The 17,761-nt window shown below is 71.7% G+C and carries 19 protein-coding genes; 6 read left to right on the top strand and 13 right to left on the bottom strand.

Going from position 1 to position 17,761, the window contains the following annotated elements:
* Positions 1–373 precede the first annotated feature (373 nt).
* The 3 genes from VFV89_RS00325 to VFV89_RS00315 are packed head-to-tail and all read left to right on the top strand — an operon-like array spanning position 374 to position 2,080.
* Positions 374–1,183, top strand: a complete 810-nt coding sequence (locus VFV89_RS00325; protein WP_329703893.1) for an RDD family protein — start codon at positions 374–376, stop codon at positions 1,181–1,183.
* A complete protein-coding gene (locus VFV89_RS00320; protein WP_329703892.1) occupies positions 1,180–1,635 on the top strand; it encodes an AraC family transcriptional regulator in 456 nt (151 codons plus the stop codon). Before VFV89_RS00325 ends, VFV89_RS00320 begins: the two co-directional genes overlap by 4 nt.
* Before the next feature lie 10 nt (positions 1,636–1,645).
* Complete coding sequence (locus tag VFV89_RS00315; protein WP_329703891.1) at positions 1,646–2,080, top strand: VOC family protein; 435 nt, start codon at positions 1,646–1,648, stop codon at positions 2,078–2,080.
* Positions 2,081–2,088: 8 nt separating this feature from the next.
* Here the strand turns inward: VFV89_RS00315 and VFV89_RS00310 are convergent, their stop codons facing one another.
* Entirely contained in the window at positions 2,089–3,132 is a 1,044-nt protein-coding gene (locus VFV89_RS00310) for a hypothetical protein (protein WP_329703890.1), read from the bottom strand.
* On the bottom strand, positions 3,129–3,623 hold the full coding sequence (locus VFV89_RS00305) for a SigE family RNA polymerase sigma factor (RefSeq protein ID WP_329703889.1): 495 nt from the start codon (positions 3,621–3,623) through the stop codon (positions 3,129–3,131). Before VFV89_RS00305 ends, VFV89_RS00310 begins: the two co-directional genes overlap by 4 nt.
* Before the next feature lie 41 nt (positions 3,624–3,664).
* Here VFV89_RS00305 and VFV89_RS00300 point away from each other — a divergent pair, with 41 nt between their 5' ends.
* A complete protein-coding gene (locus tag VFV89_RS00300) occupies positions 3,665–4,396 on the top strand; it encodes a tetratricopeptide repeat protein (protein WP_329703888.1) in 732 nt (243 codons plus the stop codon).
* A 21-nt stretch (positions 4,397–4,417) separates the two neighbouring features.
* Positions 4,418–4,717 (top strand): hypothetical protein, encoded by a 300-nt coding sequence (locus tag VFV89_RS00295; RefSeq protein ID WP_329703887.1) that lies wholly within the window; start codon positions 4,418–4,420, stop codon positions 4,715–4,717.
* On the opposite strand, the gene VFV89_RS00290 is transcribed toward VFV89_RS00295, so the two are convergent.
* A complete protein-coding gene (locus VFV89_RS00290; RefSeq protein WP_329703886.1) occupies positions 4,714–5,448 on the bottom strand; it encodes a tRNA (guanosine(46)-N(7))-methyltransferase TrmB in 735 nt (244 codons plus the stop codon). The genes VFV89_RS00295 and VFV89_RS00290 overlap by 4 nt on opposite strands.
* 4 nt (positions 5,449–5,452) lie before the next feature.
* Positions 5,453–6,799, bottom strand: coding sequence for a transaminase (locus tag VFV89_RS00285; RefSeq protein WP_329703885.1), 1,347 nt, complete (start codon positions 6,797–6,799; stop codon positions 5,453–5,455).
* Positions 6,800–6,840: 41 nt separating this feature from the next.
* Here VFV89_RS00285 and VFV89_RS00280 point away from each other — a divergent pair, with 41 nt between their 5' ends.
* The gene (locus VFV89_RS00280; protein ID WP_329703884.1) at positions 6,841–7,185 is read left to right on the top strand and encodes a DUF4190 domain-containing protein; all 345 of its coding nucleotides are present in this window, start codon (positions 6,841–6,843) and stop codon (positions 7,183–7,185) included.
* On the opposite strand, the gene VFV89_RS00275 is transcribed toward VFV89_RS00280, so the two are convergent.
* The 9 genes from VFV89_RS00275 to VFV89_RS00235 all read right to left on the bottom strand — a co-directional run.
* Positions 7,157–7,963, bottom strand: a complete 807-nt coding sequence (locus VFV89_RS00275; protein ID WP_329703883.1) for a serine/threonine-protein kinase — start codon at positions 7,961–7,963, stop codon at positions 7,157–7,159. The genes VFV89_RS00280 and VFV89_RS00275 overlap by 29 nt on opposite strands.
* A complete protein-coding gene (locus VFV89_RS00270; RefSeq protein WP_329703882.1) occupies positions 7,960–9,762 on the bottom strand; it encodes an ABC transporter ATP-binding protein in 1,803 nt (600 codons plus the stop codon). Before VFV89_RS00270 ends, VFV89_RS00275 begins: the two co-directional genes overlap by 4 nt.
* 18 nt (positions 9,763–9,780) lie before the next feature.
* On the bottom strand, positions 9,781–9,933 hold the full coding sequence (locus VFV89_RS00265; protein ID WP_329703881.1) for a hypothetical protein: 153 nt from the start codon (positions 9,931–9,933) through the stop codon (positions 9,781–9,783).
* 93 nt (positions 9,934–10,026) lie between these two features.
* Entirely contained in the window at positions 10,027–11,904 is a 1,878-nt protein-coding gene (locus VFV89_RS00260; RefSeq protein WP_329703880.1) for a translation factor GTPase family protein, read from the bottom strand.
* Between the two features lie 958 nt (positions 11,905–12,862).
* Positions 12,863–14,056, bottom strand: coding sequence for an elongation factor Tu (gene tuf / locus VFV89_RS00255; RefSeq protein ID WP_329703879.1), 1,194 nt, complete (start codon positions 14,054–14,056; stop codon positions 12,863–12,865).
* 69 nt (positions 14,057–14,125) lie between these two features.
* Entirely contained in the window at positions 14,126–16,237 is a 2,112-nt protein-coding gene (fusA, locus tag VFV89_RS00250; RefSeq protein WP_329703878.1) for an elongation factor G, read from the bottom strand.
* Positions 16,238–16,364: 127 nt separating this feature from the next.
* Positions 16,365–16,835: a 30S ribosomal protein S7 gene (gene rpsG, locus VFV89_RS00245; protein ID WP_329703877.1), complete on the bottom strand. Its 471-nt coding sequence runs from the start codon at positions 16,833–16,835 to the stop codon at positions 16,365–16,367.
* Entirely contained in the window at positions 16,835–17,239 is a 405-nt protein-coding gene (rpsL, locus tag VFV89_RS00240) for a 30S ribosomal protein S12 (RefSeq protein ID WP_329703894.1), read from the bottom strand. Before rpsL ends, rpsG begins: the two co-directional genes overlap by 1 nt.
* Before the next feature lie 175 nt (positions 17,240–17,414).
* On the bottom strand, positions 17,415–17,761 hold a 347-nt coding region (locus VFV89_RS00235), incomplete at its 5' end, for an MFS transporter (protein ID WP_329703876.1).

Raw genomic sequence — 17,761 nt, 5'->3', positions numbered from 1 at the left:
GGCCGTTCACGGCCGAACCTCGAAGCCGCGGCAAGGTAGGCACCTGCTGGCGGACCGCGGTCGAGCCTGTCGAGACCTCCGCAGCCTGGGCACGCGGGTGGGTCCCAGCCCCGGGTCACCTGGCTTCGAGTCTCGGCGCTGGAGCGCCTCGCACCTCAGCCACCGTGAAGGCTCGGCGCTGGGGCGCCTCGCACCTCAGCCACCGTGACCGCACCGCTGGTCGAGCCTGTCGAGACCTCCCCAGCCCGGACACACCGGTGAGTCCCAGCACCGGCTCACCAGGCTTCGAGGCTCGGCGCTGGCGCGCCTCGCACCTCAGCCACCGTGGCTGGCTTCGTCGGCAAGCCGAGCGGCAAACCTAGACTGATGGACGATGACCGCCCCCGAGTTCGCGACGCTGACGACCGATGACCTGGTCACCGGTGAGGCGGTCGCGCTCGACCTGCCGGCGGCGAGCCTGGGGGCGCGGATCATCTCGGGGCTGATCGACGTGTTCGTGACGATGATCCTGTTCATCGCGGCGGTGTTCGTCTTCATCGTCGCCGCCCTGCAGTCGGACCAGGCGCTGATCTGGGCGTCGTTCATCGCCACGATGATCGTGGTCTTCCTGGTCTACCCGTCCACGCTGGAGACGCTGACCCACGGGAAGTCGCTCGGCAAGCTGGTCTGCGGCCTGCGCACCGTCCGCGACGACGCGGGGCCGATCACCTTCCAGCACGCGTTCGTGCGGGCGCTGGTCGGCGTCGTGGAGATCTACCTCTTGTACGGCGTCCCGGCGTTCTTCTCGGCGCTGGTCAGCCCGCGCGGCAAGCGGCTGGGCGACTACGCCGCCGGGACCTACGTCGTCCGCGACCGGGTCCGGCTCCGGCTCGCGCCGCCGACACTGATGCCGCCGCCGCTCGAGCGGTGGGCGCGCTCGGCCGACATCGCCAGCCTCCCGACCGGCCTGGCCCTGGCCGTGCGCCAGTTCCTGGGCCGGCTGCCCACGCTCGACCCTCAGTCCCGGGCGGTGATCGGTGTCCGGCTGGCCGACCAGGTCAGCGAGTACGTCGCGCCGCCTCCGCCACCCGGCACGCCGCCGGAGGCCTACCTCGCCGCGGTCATCGCCTCGCGCCGGGAGCGGGACCAGGCCCGGCTGCACCGCGAGGCCGAGCTGCGCCGCCGGCTCACCTCCCGCAGGTGAGCGCCGCGCCGACCCGGGCGTCGGGCGACGTCCTGGTCCACCTCCGCCGGGCCCGCGACCACGCCGACCGGCACTTCACCGAGCCGCTCGACCTCGAGACGCTCGCCGGGGTCGCGGGGCTGAGCAAGTACCACTTCCAGCGACTGTTCACAGCGACCTACGGCATCTCGCCCAGCGCGCACCTGTCCAGGCGCCGGGTCGAGCGCGCTCAGGACCTGTTGCGCGCGACCAACCTCACGGTGACCGAGATCTGCCACGCGGTGGGCTTCTCGAGCCTCGGCTCGTTCAGCAGCCGGTTCCGCGAGCTCGTCGGCGAGACGCCGAGCGAGTTCCAGCGCCGGTACGCCGCCGAGGGGGCGCCCCACATCCCGGGCTGCTTCATCTTCATGTGGGGCCTCGCGGAGACTGCTTCCGCAAGCCAGGAGAAGCCCGGGGCCGACGGCGCGTCCTAGCGTCGAGGCCATGATCACCAACATCGCGATCGCGTCCGTGTTCGTGAAGGACATCGACGAGTCCAAGGCCTTCTACATCGACGTGCTCGGCTTCGACGAGAACAGCGACGTCACGCTGACCGACGGCTACCGCTGGTGCACCGTCAGCCACCCGAGCCAGCCCGAGCTCCAGGTCCACCTGACCGTCCCGGGGCCTCCGCACACGCCCGACATGATCGCCGCCATGAACCGCGCCCTCGACGAGGGCAACATGCACGGGCTCGGCATGGCGGTCGACGACTGCCGCAAGACCTGGGAGGAGCTCAGGGCCAAGGGCGTCGAGTTCCTGCAGGAGCCCGCCGACCGCCCCTACGGCGTCGAGGCGGTCTGCCGCGACAACTCCGGCAACTGGATGGTCCTGGTCGAGCAGAAGGCGTACACGGGCGAGGACTTCGCCCACGCCTGAGAGTCGCCTCAGCGCAGCCGCAGGGTCCCGGTCGGGTCGTCGACCTCGCCGGCGCAGCCGGCGCCGTTCGGCCCGCACCGCCACAGGGTGGCGGTCCCCTCGTGGACAACCACGACCAGCAGGTCACCGTCGGGCGACCAGCCGAGCCCGGAGACCTGGCCACTCGGGCCCGCGACCGGGGTCGCGTTCATCGTGCGCGGGTCCAGCAGCTCCACCGCGCGACCGTCCTCGGTCGGTCGTGCGTAGGTGTGGCCGTCCGGGGCGAGGGCACCGATCCGGTCGCCCGGCAGCCCGGCGCCGGAGGCGCCGTGGTCCCAGAACACCTCGACGCCCGCGTCGGTGCGGACCGCGACCACCGGCCCGGCGCCGGCGTCGACGCCACGGATGACGTTCACCTCGTCGGGGTCGAGGTAGAGCTCATGCACACCGGCGCTGTCGTGGAGCATCAGCCCCTTGGCCTCGGCGATCACCGCGATGCCGCTCGCCGAAGCCATGAGGCGCCCCTGCTCGGTCTGGGCGCTGTCGGTGGGCTGGACGGACGGCTCGATGCCGCGCCACCGGATCAGCCCGCGCTCGTTCTCGTAGACCACCGCGTCGCCGTCCAGGTACGCCGTACGCACCCGGTCGGACACGATCGGCTCCAGCGCGCCGGACGGCTCCGCGACCCGGCCCAGGGTGCCGTCGTCGGTCAGCACGACCACGCCGTGCGGCGTGCTGCCGACAACCGTGGCGACCGCCGGACCCACCGGACCGAGGGCATCGCCGTCGACGATCCGGAGGTGCCCGTCGACGACGACCGGCACGGCGTCCTGGTCCCGTGCCACGTGCGAGTCCGCGGGTGCGGCCGGGTTGCCGGAGCCGCCCAGCGACGCGACGAGCGCCGAGCCGCCCAGGGCGACCGCGGCGGCCGCGCCCAGGCTCGCTGCCCAGGTCGCCGTCCCCCGGGCGCGGGCCCGGCGCACCTCGCGGTGGAGACCGGCCACGTCGGGTGGCGGCACCGGGACGGCGTCGGAGACGGCGGAGAGGGACTCGCGGAGTTCGGTGAGGCTCATGGCTGCAGCTCCAGGTCGGGCAGTGCGGCGCGCAGCCGCTTGAGGGCGTGGTGGGTCTGGCTCTTGACCGAGCCGACGGAGGTTCCGAGCTCGCGGGCGGTCGCCTCGACGGTGAGGTCCTCGAAGTAGCGGAGGACCAGTGTGGCGCGCATCCGCGGGGGCAGCCGCCGGACCTCCTCCCAGAGCGCGAGGTGGTCGGCCCGCACGTCGAGCCCGCCGCCGTGGCCCCTTTCGGGGAGCTCGTCGGTGGCCAGCTCCCGACGCGGCCGCCGCCACCGGCTCGACATCTGGTGGACCATCGCGCGGCGCACGTAGGCGTCCGCGGCACCCTTCTCGCGGATCGACGACCACTTCACGCAGGTCCGTGCCAGTGCCGACTGCAGCAGCTCCTCGGCCTCGTGCTGGTCGCCGCTGAGGAGGTACGCCGTACGGAACAGCGGTGCCCAGCGCGCAGCCATGAAGTCGCTGAACGTCGGCTCGGTCACGGTCACGAGAGGTAATGACACCGCAGACCCCCGAAAGGTTGAGGCCGATGATCGGGCACTATGGCGCCATGGCGGAGCTGAAGGAGCTGTGGGACTTCGACGACCCCGCCGGCTCCGAGCAGCGGCTCCGGGCCGCGGCCGAGATGGCGGAGGGCAAGGACCGGCTGGTCCTGCTCACCCAGGTGGCTCGGGCGCTCGGGCTGCAGGAGCGGTACGACGAGGGGCACGCCGTGCTCAACGACCTCGCCGTCGAGGACGTCGAGGTGGCGACCCGGGCGGCCCTCGAGCGGGGCCGGCTGCTCCGCTCGGCGGGCGACCCCGATGCGGCCCGGCCCTTCTTCGAGGGGGCGGCCGCGTCGGCCCGGGAGGCCGGCCTGGACGCGCTGCAGGTGGACGCGCTGCACATGGTCGCGCTGGTGGCACCGGACGACGACCAGCTGCGGCTCAACGAGGAGGCGCTCGCGCTGGCCCGGGACTCCTCCGACCAGGAGGCCCGCGACTGGGACGCCTCCCTGCTCAACAACGTCGGGATGATGCACGCCGACGCGGGCGACTGGCCGGCCGCGCTGGCGGCGTTCGAGGGCGCGCTGGCCGCGCGCGAGCGGATCGGCGATCCCGGCCGCACTCGCATCGCGAGGTGGATGGTCGGCTGGGCGCTGCGCAACCTCGGCCGCACCGACGAGGCGCTGGCGCTGCAAACCGCGCTGAAGGCCGAGCTCGAGGCCGCCGGCAAGGAGGACCCGTACGTCGACGAGGAAATCTCGCTACTCCAGGGCTGAACCGCGGCGTACCGTTGTCACATGCGGTGGCCACGCAGCCACCAGCGGCAGCTGGAGCCCGAGGGTCGGCCGATCGAGGAGATCGCCGCCAACCTGAGGCGGTTGTGCGCCCGCTACTACGGCCTCGACCCGCGCACGCCCTTCGTCAAGGTGGAGGCGGTGCGCGGCGCCTACGACAAGGTGCTCGGAGAGTGCTGCACCGCTCTCGGGCGCACGCACCTGCTCGACGTCCTCATGGCCGGTCACGAGCTGGACGTCGAGCGCGAACGGGTCGAGGACCTCCTCATCGAGGCAGGCGTCCGGCTCCCCCACGCCGTCTAGGTGTTCTGGCCGACCCTGCGGTAGGCCAGGTCGGTGATCTCCCGGCCGGCCTCGAGCCCCTTGCGCTCGAACCGGGTCACCGGCCGCTCGTCCCACCGCTGAACGGGACCCCCCTCGAGCGTCGGCTCGGCGTCGAGCACGGCGCGCATCCGGGCGGCGTAGTCGGCCCAGTCGGTGGCCAGCCGCCAGGTCGCCCCGGGTGCCAGCCGGCTCGCCGCCAGCCGCGCGAAGTCGGGGCCGACCAGCCGCCGCTTGTGGTGGCGCGTCTTGGGCCACGGGTCCGGGAAGAAGGTCCACAGCTCGGCCAGCGTCCCCTCACCGATCCGGTTCTCGAGGCACCACACCGCGTCGACAGTGACCAGCCGCACGTTGTCCGCGCCCGCCTCGGCCAGCCGCCACAGCGTGTCGGCCACGCCGGGCCGCCAGACCTCGAAGGCGATCACGTCGTAGGCCGGACGGGCGGCCGCCAGCACCGCCGTGGCCTCGCCGACACCGGACCCGATCTCGACGATCAGCGGCGCCTCCCGCCCGAACCGGTCGGCGAAGGAGAAGTCCGGCCGGTCGACCGCCTCGTCGGGGATCACCCACGCGTCGTGGTGGGCCGCCCACGCCTCGGCCTGCCGCGGCGTGAACCGGTTGCCGCGCCGGGAGTAGCTGAGGACCTCCCGCATCCGGCGGCCGTCGGGGGTCAGCTTGTGGTGCGGGCGGGCGGGGGTGACGCGCTCGTCCATCCCCCTACCTTGTCAGGGCTGCCAGCGCCTCGGTGAACACCTCCGTGTGCCGGTCGACGTCGGCCCCGGTGTGGGCCGGGCAGAACAGCGCCCTGTTGTGGAACGGCGTCAGCAGCACGCCCCGGATGAGGCACCACAGGTGCAGGAACCCCTCGAGCTCCTCGTCGACCGCGGCGGCCGCGGCGGCACCGTCGGGCGGCGGCGGGCAGAACCAGTACTCCGCGCGACAGCCCAGCCGCTGCACGTGCCACGGCAGGCCGTGCGCGTCGATGGCGCCGGCCACGCCCGCGGTGAACCGCTCCGCCAGCGGGACGGCGACCGCGAAGTCCTCCTCGCGCAGGGCGCTGGACAGCGTGGCCCGGATGGCCGCCAGGGCCAGGGCGCTCCCGGTGAGCGTGCCGCCGACACCGGCCACGTCGATGTCATGGCCGAGCATCGGGCCGCTCAGCCGCTCGGCCACCTCGGCCGTCATGCCGTAGGCCGCGCACGGGATCCCGCCGCCGATCGCCTTGCCGACCACGAGCAGGTCCGGCTCGAGACCCCAGGCCGCGGTCGCGCCGCCCGGGCCGGCGCACATCGTGTGGGTCTCGTCGATCACGAGCAGCACGCCGTGCCGCCGAGTGAGCTCGCGGACGCCCTCGGAGTAGCCGGGGGCGGGCAGGACGATGCCGATGTTGGTCAGCGCCGGCTCCATGAGCAGCGCGGCGACGTCGCCGTCGGCCAGCCGGCGGTCGAGTGCGTCGAGGTCGTTGAACGGCACCACCGCCGTGGTGGTCGCGACGTCGGCCTGGGGCCCGAGGGCGCCGGGGCGCGGGACCACCCGGCCGTCGTCGGAGAGCACGGCCAGCGTCTCGTCGACCGTGCCGTGGTAGCACCAGTCCATGACGGCGACCCGCGGCCGCCCGGTCAGGTGCCGGGCGAAGCGGAGCACGAACCTGTTCGCGTCCGTCGCCGAGATGGCGAGCTGCCAGGAGGGCAGGCCGAACCTGCGGGCCAGCTCGGCGCCGACCCAGGCGCCGTCCTCCGAGGGCAGCATCGCGGTCGCCCCGGCCGCCATCCGGTCCGCGACGGCCCCGGTCGCTGCCGGCAGCGCATGGCCGGCCATCGCGCCGGTGTCGCCGAGGCAGAGGTCGACGTACTCGAGCCCGTCCACGTCCACGAGCCGGCCACCCCGTGCGGACGCGACCGAGACGGGAAAGGAGCCGGGCCAGCGGGTCATCCACGGCATGGGCACGCCGGCCAGGAGGTGCACCCGCTGCGCCTCGGCGAGCGCGGCCGAGCGCGGGTGCAGGTCGACGAAGCGGGCCTCCTCGTCGCGGCGCAGGTCGGTGAGCCGGGCACGGTCGATCACGTCGCGAACCATAGATGACTGGCGATGGCAGGATGTCCGCCGTGACGCAGCAGCCGCCACCGCCGCCCTATGGCGGTCCGCCACCGAACCCCTACGGTCCGCCGCACGCCTTCGGTGCTCCCGACCACCCGCAGGCCACCACCGTGCTGGTGCTCGGCATCCTCGGCCTGGTGCTGTGCCAGGTCCTCTCGATCGTCGCGTGGGTGATGGGCAACCGCGTGGTGCGCGAGATCGACGTCTCCAACGGCCAGCTGGGCGGCCGCTCCCAGGCCAACGCGGGCCGGATCTGCGGGATCGTCGGCACCGCACTGATGGGTCTCGGCCTGCTGATCCTCCTCGGGGTGATCGTGGTCGCCCTCATCGCCGCCGCCGGCTCCACCACCTGAGCTCGCGCGGCGGCTCGGCCACCAGCGAGTCGAGCCGGTCCCGGAGGACGTCCAGCGAGGGCCGCCGGCCCGGCTCGGCCTGCAGGCAGGCCGCCAGCAGCGGGCGGAGCCGCACCGGCACCCGGGACAGGTCCGGGTCGCGGCCCGGCGCAGCCCCGGCCACGCACTCGAACAACGTCGCGGCCAGACCCCACACGTCGGTGGCGGGCGAGACGGTCCCGCCGGCGTCCTGCTCCGGGGCGGCGTAGCCGTCGGTGCCCATGCCGCGCTCGAGCCGGCCCGGGCGGGCGGCCAGCCCGAGATCGATGAGGATCGCCCGGCCCTCCTGGACGACGACGTTGTCGGGCTTGACGTCGAGGTGCACCCAGCCGTGGCGGTGCAGGTAGCCGAGAACCGAGGCGAGCTGGCGGCCGAGCAGCGCGACGTCGGCGACGCCGAGGCAGCGGTCGTCGACGAGCGCCGCGACCGTGGCCCCGGGCAGCGTCTCGAGCACGACGGCCGGGGCCGGCGCAGTGACCATCTCGTAGCCGCGCACCAGGTGCGGGTGCGCCAGCGTCGTGAGCAGTTCGCCCTCGGTGCGGACAGCGGCGCGGACGTGCGCGTCGTCGAGCCGGTCCGGACGCACCACCTTGACCACGGCCCGGCAGTCCCGCTCCAGGCTGGTCACGTCGTAGGTGTCGACCCGGCCGCCTCGCGACAGCAGCGCCTCGACCCGGTAGCCGGGCAGGACCTCCCCGCCCACGGGTACGACGCCGGGCGCGGCGGTGACCGGCATCATCGCGCCGCCCCCACCGCGACGGGCTGGGTGTCGACCCCGACGTCCTCGAGCTCGATGACGCGGTCGACGTACTCCAGGACCACCGGGTCGTGGGTGGCCACGATCACCGTGCGGCCGGCCCGGTGCCGGGCCACGGCGTCGAGCAGCCGGCGCGAGGTGGCGGCGTCGAGGCCCGTGGTGGGCTCGTCGAGGAAGAGAACCGGAGCGTCGCGGAGCAGAGCGCGGGCCACGGCGATGCGCTGGCGCTGACCACCGGAGAGGCTTCGGCCGCGCTGGCCGACGCGGGTGTCGTAGCCGTCCGGCAGCAGCCGCACGAACCCGTCGGCGTCGGCTCTCCGGGCCGCCTCCTCCACCTCGTCACGAGTGGCGGTCGGTCGGCCGAACCCGATGTTCTCCGCGATCGTTGCGTCCATCAGCGCGGTCTCCTGCGGGACCAGGGTCACCGCCTCGCGGACCGAGCGCGCGGTGAGGTCGCGCAGGTCCTGCCCGTCGATGCGGACCGCGCCCTCCGCCGCCTCCGCGTGCCGGGTGAGGAGCCGGCTGACGGTCGACTTGCCGGCGCCGCTCGCGCCGACGAGGGCGACCATCTGGCCTGCCTCGACGCGGAACGTCGTCCCGTGCAGCGCGTCGCGGGCCCCACCCGGGTAGCGCACGCGGACGCCGGACAGCTCGACCGAGCCGCGGACGTTGGTGAGGTCGCGGGCGCCCGGCGCGTCCTGCGGGAGCGGCTCGTCGAGCAGCTCGACCATGCGCTCCACTCCGGCGGTCGCGGAGTAGAGGGCGGGGAGCAGGTTGCCGAGGCTGCGCAGCGGCGAGTAGCACTGCACCAGCAGGGCCAGGAACGCCATCAACCCGCCCAGCGTGAGCCGGTCGGTCGCCAGCGCCCAGGTGCCCAGCGCGATCACAGCCAGGGTGCCGACCAGCTCGGCGAGGTCGGCCAGCGGCAGGAACACCGCCCGGATCCGCGCCCCGACGAGCTCGGCGGAGGCGATGGCGAGGTTCTGGCGGTGGTAGTCCGCGATGGCGTCGGCCTCGCGGTTGTAGGTCTGCACCAGGGCGGCGTTGGACAGCCGCTCCTCGGTGACCGCGCTGAGCGAGCCGGCCCGGCGGCGGCGCTCCCGGGAGACGTCCTTGACCAGCCGCGAGAAGTGCCGGGCCACCCACCACAGGAGTGGTGCGGCGACCATCGCGACCAGCGCGAGCTGCCACTGCAGCCAGAACAGTGCGCCGGCGTAGATCACCAGGCGCAGCACGGCGCCGGTGCCGGAGGCGAACTGGCCGATCATGAACGACTCGACCGCGGCGGTGTCCGACGTCAGCCTCGACATCGTGTCGCCGAGCCGGTTGCGGTCGTGCACGTGGCTCGGGTGGGCGAGCACGTGCGAGAACACCTTGGTCCGGAGCCCGACGAGGAACCTCTGCGAGATCCACGTGGAGAGGTAGTCGTCGACACCGGAGACGACAGCGCTGAGCAGGTTCAGGCCGACGTAGAGCGCCGCGATCCAGACCAGCGGCCCCAGGGTGGCCGGCACCAGCACGTCGTCGACCAGCTTCTGGAACAGCACGACCTCCAGCACCGCGATCAACGGCGCCCCGGCCAGCAGCACCACGAGCAGCAGCAGCCACCAGCGCAGCGGCCGCAGGTCGGGCCAGAACCGCCGGACGACCTGCCCGACCGTCATCGGCCGGGCCTGGCCGACCAGCGGCGCGGCGTCGGGTGCGGGCCGCAACAGCGCGGCCAGCCGTCCGAGCAGGCGGCGAGGGCGGGCCCGAAGGCCCGCCCTCTCGGTGTCGTTCACCTCACCGAACCCCAGACGTCAGTCGTGGCTGCGCGTCCGGGTGCGCGTCCCGGTGCCCGTGCTGGAGTTGGTGTTGGTGTTGCTGTGGCCGTGCCGGCCGCCGTGGCGGCGACGACGACGCCCGGCGACGCGGGCCGGCTGGAGTGCCTTCAGGAGATGCGAGCGAGCCATGGTGGTTCTCCCTTTCGTGGTGTCTTGGTTCCTGACGACACCAACCGTGCCGGGGCACCGTGAGGCCATGGTGAGGCCGGAGTGAGAGGACTCTCATGGCGTCCTTGACGGCTGCCGGCCACGGACGGGCTGGTAGCCGGCGAACCGCGGCTCGGCCACGCCCTCGCCCCCGGTGAGGTCCGGCAGCTGTCGCTGGAGATCGTGGAACCGGGCCGCGGCGAGCACCACCTCGAAAGTGGTGAACGACTCCGTGGCCCACGCTCCGGTGGTGGACGCGCCCAGTCGCCCGAGCTCCCGCTGGAGCGCGCCGGCCGTCGCGGTCGGCGCCTCGACGCGGACGTCGACCAGCGGCTCGCAGACCATGGTGCCGGCGTTGCGCAACGCCTGACGGGCCACGATCGGCGTGAGCTTGCGGTAGTCGACCGCGACGCTGAGCGGCCCGCGCGTGGACGGAGGACCGTCCCAGCTGCTGTAGCCGATCCGGGTCAGCGTGACCAGGCAGTCGGTGACCTGCCAGCCGTGCAGCCCGGCCGCCAGCGCGTCGCGGACGTGGCGCTCGATGCTCTCCCGGAACCCCTCGTGGCTCTTGAACAGGTAGAGCGGGACGTCCTCGGCCGGCACGTCCGTGCAGAACCGCAGCCCCGAGCCCGGGGTGCCCGGGTCGATCCTCAGCCCCACGGTGGCGTGGTAGGGGTTGGTGTCGGTGTTGAGCAGCTCCAGGGCCTCGCCGACCCGGCGCGGCCGCTCGACGTGGACGACCGTGGCGTCTTCGAAGTCGACCTCGACGCCGTGGTCGCGCGCCAGGGTCTCGGCGATGACCTCCTGCTGCACCCGGCCGTAGAGCGAGACGGACAGGCGGCCCAGGTCGTCGTGGCGCACGCCGATCAGCGGGTCCTGGTCGGCGAGCTGGACCAGCGCAGCGCGGAGCCGGTGCCCCAGCGCCGGGTCGCGGGCCGCGACCACGGCCTCGAGCGTGGGCGGCGGGAAGTGGTGCTCGTCGCCGTCGGCCCCGGTGCCCACCCCATCGCCGACCCGCACCCGGGCCGGCCCGCGGACCCGCGCGATCTCACCGGCGCCGACGCTGTCGGTCCGCACCCACTGCCCGGCGCGGTAGCCGGCGACCTCGACCACCTTCTCCGGCAGCGGTACTCCACCGAAGGAGATCCGGTCGCGAAGCCCGAGCCTGCCTCGGAACAGCCGCAGGTAGGCGACCTTCTCGCCGGCTGCGCCGCGCTCGATCTTGAACACCCGGGCGGCCAGCGCCCCGTCGTCGTCGGTGGGCGGCGGCGCCAGCAGCTCGACCAGGGCGTCCATCAGCGGCTCGACCCCGTCGCCCCGCGAGGCCGAACCGCTGAACACCGGGAAGACGCGGCTCCGCCGGGTCTGCCGGGCCAGCGACCGGCGCAGGCGGGCCCGGTCGACAGCGGCCTCGTCGCGCAGGTACGCCGCGAGCAGCCGGTCGTCGCGCTCGGTGAGAAGATCCAGCAGGTCGTCGCCGGCCACGTCCACGGCGTACGGCGTGAGCCGCTCGCGGACTGCGGCCAGCACCCGGCCCACATCCGCGCCGGCCCGGTCGGTCTTGTTGATGAACAGCACGGTCGGGACGTCCAGCCGCCGCAGCGCCCGCATCAGCACGGTGGTCTGCGGCTGCACGCCCTCCACCGCGGAGAGGACGAGCACGGCGCCGTCGAGCACGCTGAGCACCCGCTCCACCTCGGCGATGAAGTCCGGGTGGCCGGGGGTGTCGATCAGGTTGACCGTGGTGTCGCCGCGCTCGAAGGCCGCGACCGTCGAGCGGATCGTGATCCCGCGCTCGCGCTCGAGGGCGAGGGAGTCGGTCTGGGTGGTCCCCGCGTCGACCGAGCCGACGTGGTCGATGACCCCTGCGGCGTGGAGCAGCCGCTCGGTCAGCGTGGTCTTGCCGGCGTCAACGTGGGCGAGGATCCCGAGGTTGAGTGTCCTGCGGAGCAAGCGTCGTCTCCTGGTCTGGGTTCGTGTGGGTCATGACGGACACGAACGCAGCACGCATCGGACGCTCCTCTCGGGTTCTTGCTCGGTTGCGGCCACCGTAGGGCGGCTCGGCGCCAGGGTCACCTGGTTTTCGACTCTGACGTGGGTTGTGGGCACGCCGGCGGAGTCACCGACTGTGCAGCACTTTCGCCACCCAGCCGGAAAATTGCTGCACAGTCGGCGTCTGGGCCGCGCAGGGCGGCATCTGCACCACATCTCGGCGTGCAGGTGGCGAATTTGCGGCTCATGTGACCGATCCGTGGGTGCCGCGCGCCTACCACCAGCCCCGTCGGTGGGTTTGCCGAGGGAGATCGGCACCTGGTGCCGGAGATCCTCGGCAAAGCCGGGTCCAGCTGATTTGCAGCACATCTCGGCGTCCTGGGTGGCCACCGGCGGCCGCGCATGCGGGGCGGAGCTTGCTCCGCCCTTGCGCGCCCCCCAGCGCGCCGCTCGGGACCCGCGGTCAAGGACGCCGAAGGCGCCGCGCAGCGGTGCCGAAGGCATCCTTGAGGGCGGGTTGCGGCGTGCTACGCGCGCGGCCGCCCACCCACGGATCCGTCACAAGAGCCGAATTTGCGGTGCAAATCGCAGAACACGAGCTTGCCCCTGGCGGATCGCGTCTCGCCGGTCAGGATCGGGCTGCTCCGCGCCGTTGCCATACGCCACCCGGGTAGCGGTGACCCGTCAACCCCAGGCCGGCCCAGCGTGGTTGATCACCCACCGCCGCCTCGCATGTCAGTGGGACACGCTGGGCGCCGGTGGTCCTTGAACGCCCGGCCTGCTCAGACCGGTTGAAAGGTCACCGCTGCTGGGTGCGGGCCCACTCGCGCGGCCGCAGTCAAGTGAGACGCGGAAGCAAGAACCCCCGCCGGCCTCACGGCTGACGGGGGTTCTTGGTGACTCGGTGAGCCAGGTCAGGTCACTTGGTGATCTTGGTGACCCGGCCCGCGCCGACGGTGCGGCCGCCCTCACGGATCGCGAAGCGGAGGCCCTCCTCCATGGCGATCGGCTGGATGAGCTCCACCGACATCTCGGTGTTGTCACCCGGCATCACCATCTCGGTGCCCTCGGGCAGCGTCACGACGCCGGTCACGTCCGTGGTCCGGAAGTAGAACTGCGGACGGTAGTTGTTGAAGAACGGCGTGTGCCGGCCGCCCTCCTCCTTCGAGAGGATGTAGACCGAGGCCTCGAAGTTGGTGTGCGGGGTGGTGGTGCCCGGCTTGATCACGACCATGCCGCGCTCGACGTCCTCGCGCTTGGTGCCGCGGAGGAGCAGACCGACGTTCTCGCCCGCCTGGCCCTCGTCGAGCAGCTTGCGGAACATCTCGACGCCGGTGACCGTGGTCTTCTGCGAGGTGTCGCGGATGCCGATGATCTCGACCTCCTCGTTCACCTTCACGATGCCGCGCTCGATGCGGCCGGTGATGACGGTGCCACGACCGGTGATCGTGAAGACGTCCTCGACCGGCATGAGGAACGGCTTGTCGGTGTCGCGCTCCGGGGTCGGGATGTAGGAGTCGACGGCGTCCATCAGCTCGAGGACGGTCGCGCCCCACTTCTCGTCGCCGTTCAGCGCCGGGAAGGCGGCCACGCGCACGACGGGGATGTCGTCGCCCGGGAACTCGTACTCGGAGAGGAGCTCACGGACCTCCATCTCGACGAGCTCGATGAGCTCCTCGTCGTCGACCATGTCGCACTTGTTGAGCGCGACGACCAGCGCCGGCACGCCGACCTGGCGGGCCAGGAGGACGTGCTCGCGGGTCTGCGGCATCGGGCCGTCGGTGGCGGCGACCACGAGGATCGCGCCGTCCATCTGGGCCGCGCCGGTGATCATGTTCTTGATGTAGTCCGCGTGGCCCGGGCAGTCGACGTGCGCGTAGTGACGCGCCTCGGTCTGGTACTCGACGTGCGCGATCGAGATCGTGATGCCGCGCTGCCGCTCCTCGGGAGCCTTGTCGATCTCGTCGAACGGGGTGAACGGGTTCAGGTCCGGGTACTTGTCGTGCAGGACCTTGGTGATGGCAGCGGTCAGCGTCGTCTTGCCGTGGTCGATGTGACCGATCGTGCCGATGTTGACGTGCGGCTTGGTCCGCTCGAACTTCGCCTTAGCCACTGTGGGCTCCTCCTGTTGTATTTCTGGTGACTCGTACTGATGTGGGTGTAGCCGAGGCCGTACGGCGAACTACTCGCCGCGGACCTTCTTGATGATCTCGTCGGCGATGCCCGTGGGGACCTCGGCGTACGAGTCGAACTCCATCGAGTACGAAGCCTGGCCCGAGGTCTTGGACCTCAGGTCGCCAACGTACCCGAACATCTCAGACAGCGGCACGAGGGCCTTGATGACCATGTCACCGTGACGCTCCTCCTGCGACTGGATCTGGCCGCGCCGGCTGTTGAGGTCGCCGATGACGGTGCCGAGGAACGTCTCGGGGGTCGTCACCTCCACCGCGAACATCGGCTCCAGCAGGACCGGCTTGGCCTTCTTGGCGGCCTCCTTGAACGCCGCGATGCCGGCGATCTTGAAGGCGAGCTCGGAGGAGTCGACGTCGTGGTAGGCGCCGTCCTCGAGGGTGACCTTGACGTCGACCATCGGGTAGCCGGCGAGTACGCCGAACTCCATGGCCTCCTGCGCACCCTGGTCCACCGACGGGATGTACTCCCGCGGCACCCGGCCACCGGTCACGCTGTTGACGAACTCATAGCCCGCGCCGGCCCCGGTCTCGGGGTCGATGCTCGGCTCGATGGAGATGACCACCTTCGCGAACTGGCCGGAGCCACCGGTCTGCTTCTTGTGCGTGTAGCTGTGGTTCTCGACCTTCTGGCGGATGGTCTCCCGGTAGGCGACCTGCGGCTTGCCGACGGTCGCCTCGACGCGGAACTCGCGCTTCATCCGGTCGACGAGGATCTCCAGGTGGAGCTCGCCCATGCCGGCGATGATCGTCTGGCCGGTCTCCTCGTCGGACTTGACCGTGAAGGTCGGATCCTCCTCGGAGAGCCGCTGGATGGCGGTGCCGAGCTTCTCCTGGTCGCCCTTGGTCTTGGGCTCGATGGCGACCTCGATCACCGGGGCCGGGAAGGTCATCGACTCGAGCACGACGGGGTTCTGGATGTCGCACAGGGTGTGCCCGGTGCGGGTGTCCTTGAGCCCCATCACGGCCACGATCTGGCCGGCGCCGACCGACGCGATCTCCTCACGCTTGTTGGCGTGCATCTGGTAGACCTTGCCGATCCGCTCCTTGCGGCCGGTGACCGAGTTGAGCACGGTCGAGCCCGCTTCGAGCTTGCCGGAGTAGACCCGGACGTAGATCAGCTTGCCGAGGTGCGGGTCGGAGGCGATCTTGTAGGCCAGGCCGGAGAACGGTTCGGAGTCGGCGGGCTTGCGGCTGACCGGCTCCTCCTCGTTGTTGACCGCGTGCCCGACGATCGCGTCGATGTCGAGCGGCGAGGGGAGGTACTTCACGACCGCGTCGAGCAGGGGCTGGACGCCCTTGTTCTTGAACGCGGTGCCGCACAGGACCGGGTTGAGCTTGTCGGCCAGCGTGGCGCGACGGATCGCGGCCTCGAGCTCCTCGACGGAGATGTCCTCGCCCTCGAGGTACTTCTCCATGATCTCGTCGTCGGCCTCGGCCAGCGTCTCGAGCAGCTTCTCGCGGTACTCCTCGGCCTGCGCCTGCAGCTCGGCCGGGATCTCCTCGACGACGTAGTCCTCGCCGATGGTGGTCTCGCCGCGCCACACGAGCGCGCGCATGCCCACCAGGTCGACCACGCCGATGAAGTCGTGCTCGGCGCCGATCGGCAGCTGCAGGACCAGCGGGGTGGAGTTGAGCCGGTCGACCATCATCTGCACGCAGTTGAAGAAGTCCGCGCCGGTGCGGTCGAGCTTGTTGACGAAGCACATCCGCGGCACGGCGTACTTGTTCGCCTGACGCCAGACGGTCATCGTCTGCGGCTCGACGCCCGCGACACCGTCGAAGACCGCGACCGCGCCGTCCAGGACGCGCAGCGAGCGCTCGACCTCGGCGGTGAAGTCGACGTGGCCCGGGGTGTCGATGATGTTGATCTGGTGGTTCTTCCACCAGCAGGTCGTCGCGGCGGACGTGATCGTGATGCCGCGCTCCTGCTCCTGCTCCATCCAGTCCATCGTGGCGGCGCCCTCGTGGACCTCACCGATCTTGTAGTTGATGCCGGTGTAGAACAGGATGCGCTCGGTGGTGGTGGTCTTGCCGGCATCGATGTGCGCCATGATGCCGATGTTGCGGACCTTGTTCAGGTCTGTCGTGATGTCGACAGCCACGTCAGTTCTTCCGTCCCTCTTGGTCTGTGTGCACGGGTCACGTGCGAATAGCCCGGGCCTTCCGGACCGGGCTGCTGGAGAACGCTGACTGCTTGGTCTTTGTTCCTGTCCAGCCCGGTCCGGCCGATCACCAGCGGTAGTGGGCGAAGGCCTTGTTGGACTCGGCCATCTTGTGGGTGTCCTCGCGGCGCTTCACCGCGGCACCGAGGCCGTTGGAGGCGTCGAGGATCTCGTTCATCAGCCGGTCGGCCATGGTCTTCTCGCGCCGCTCGGCGGCGTAGCCGACCAGCCAGCGCAGGGCCAGGGTGGTGCCCCGGGTGCCCTTGACCTCGATCGGGACCTGGTAGGTCGCGCCACCGACGCGGCGGGACTTGACCTCGATGGCCGGCTTGACGTTGTCCATGGCCCGCTTCAGGGTGACCACGGGGTCGGTGCCGGTCTTGTCGCGGCAGCCCTCGAGCGCGGTGTAGACGATGCGCTGGGCAACCTGCTTCTTGCCGTCCTGCAGCACCTTGGCGACCAGCTGGGTGACCAGCTGGGAGCCGTAGACGGGGTCGACGACGATCGGGCGCTTGGGCGCCGGTCCCTTGCGCGGCATCAGCCCTTCTCCTTCTTCGCGCCGTAGCGGCTGCGCGCCTGCTTGCGGTTCTTGACGCCCTGGGTGTCGAGCGTGCCGCGGATGATCTTGTAGCGGACACCGGGGAGGTCCTTCACCCGGCCGCCGCGGACGAGCACGATCGAGTGCTCCTGGAGGTTGTGGCCCACGCCCGGGATGTACGCCGTGACCTCGACGCCGCTCGACAGGCGCACGCGGGCGACCTTGCGGAGGGCGGAGTTCGGCTTCTTCGGGGTGGTGGTGTAGACGCGGGTGCAGACGCCACGGCGCTGCGGAGACCCCTTCAGGGCAGGCGTCTTGTTCTTCGACACCTTGTCCTGGCGGCCCTTGCGGACCAGCTGGTTGATGGTGGGCCCCTGGTGGTTCCCTCTCTGTTTCGCTCTCAGCGCGTGGCACCGTGCCGCGCGCGATGGTGTTGCCTCGTCCGGGTGGTGCTGCCGCCTCCCGCTGCTTCGCCCCCGAGGTCGGGCGTGTCGCCCGATCTCCCACGGACAGCCGGTACGGACCTGACTGGCCGGGGGGTTGGTGTGCCGGTCGGAGGAGGGTCTTGCTCCCTCTCGCCTACGTGCGGGCACGCGCAACGGTCTGGTGGTCCCAGACACGAGGATCGAGATTACTCCGCGCTCCGGCACGGGTCAAAACGCCCCGGGACCGCAGGTAGAGCGCGCTGGCGGCCAGCGTGCCGACGGCGGTGAGCAGCCCGCCGAGCAGGAGGGTCCAGCGGGCACCCCACGCCTCGCCGACGGCCCCGATCAGCGGGGCGCCGACCGGCGTACCGCCGATGAAGATCATCAGGTAGAGCGCCATCACGCGACCCCGCATCGAGGGGTCCGTGTGCAGCTGCACGAAGGTGTTGGCCGCGGTGATCATGGTCAGGGCGGACAGCCCGAGCAGCGGCGTGAGCAGTG

The organism is Nocardioides sp. (genome assembly GCF_036274455.1).
GTDB lineage: Bacteria > Actinomycetota > Actinomycetes > Propionibacteriales > Nocardioidaceae > Nocardioides.
The sequence above is the reverse complement of the archived record's forward strand: the minus strand, read 5'-3'. Positions and strand labels throughout refer to the sequence as shown.

Excerpts from the sequence above, each read along its gene's own strand:
- VFV89_RS00295 (WP_329703887.1), top strand. The coding sequence starts at position 4,418 with ATGCGGTGGCCACGCAGCCACCAGCGGCAGCTGGAGCCCGAGGGTCGG.
- VFV89_RS00315 (WP_329703891.1), top strand. The coding sequence starts at position 1,646 with ATGATCACCAACATCGCGATCGCGTCCGTGTTCGTGAAGGACATCGAC.
- VFV89_RS00275 (WP_329703883.1), bottom strand. The coding sequence starts at position 7,963 with ATGATGCCGGTCACCGCCGCGCCCGGCGTCGTACCCGTGGGCGGGGAG.
- VFV89_RS00325 (WP_329703893.1), top strand. The coding sequence starts at position 374 with ATGACCGCCCCCGAGTTCGCGACGCTGACGACCGATGACCTGGTCACC.
- VFV89_RS00290 (WP_329703886.1), bottom strand. The coding sequence starts at position 5,448 with ATGGACGAGCGCGTCACCCCCGCCCGCCCGCACCACAAGCTGACCCCC.
- rpsG (WP_329703877.1), bottom strand. The coding sequence starts at position 16,835 with ATGCCGCGCAAGGGACCGGCGCCCAAGCGCCCGATCGTCGTCGACCCC.
- VFV89_RS00310 (WP_329703890.1), bottom strand. The coding sequence starts at position 3,132 with ATGAGCCTCACCGAACTCCGCGAGTCCCTCTCCGCCGTCTCCGACGCC.
- VFV89_RS00300 (WP_329703888.1), top strand. The coding sequence starts at position 3,665 with ATGATCGGGCACTATGGCGCCATGGCGGAGCTGAAGGAGCTGTGGGAC.
- VFV89_RS00265 (WP_329703881.1), bottom strand. The coding sequence starts at position 9,933 with ATGGCTCGCTCGCATCTCCTGAAGGCACTCCAGCCGGCCCGCGTCGCC.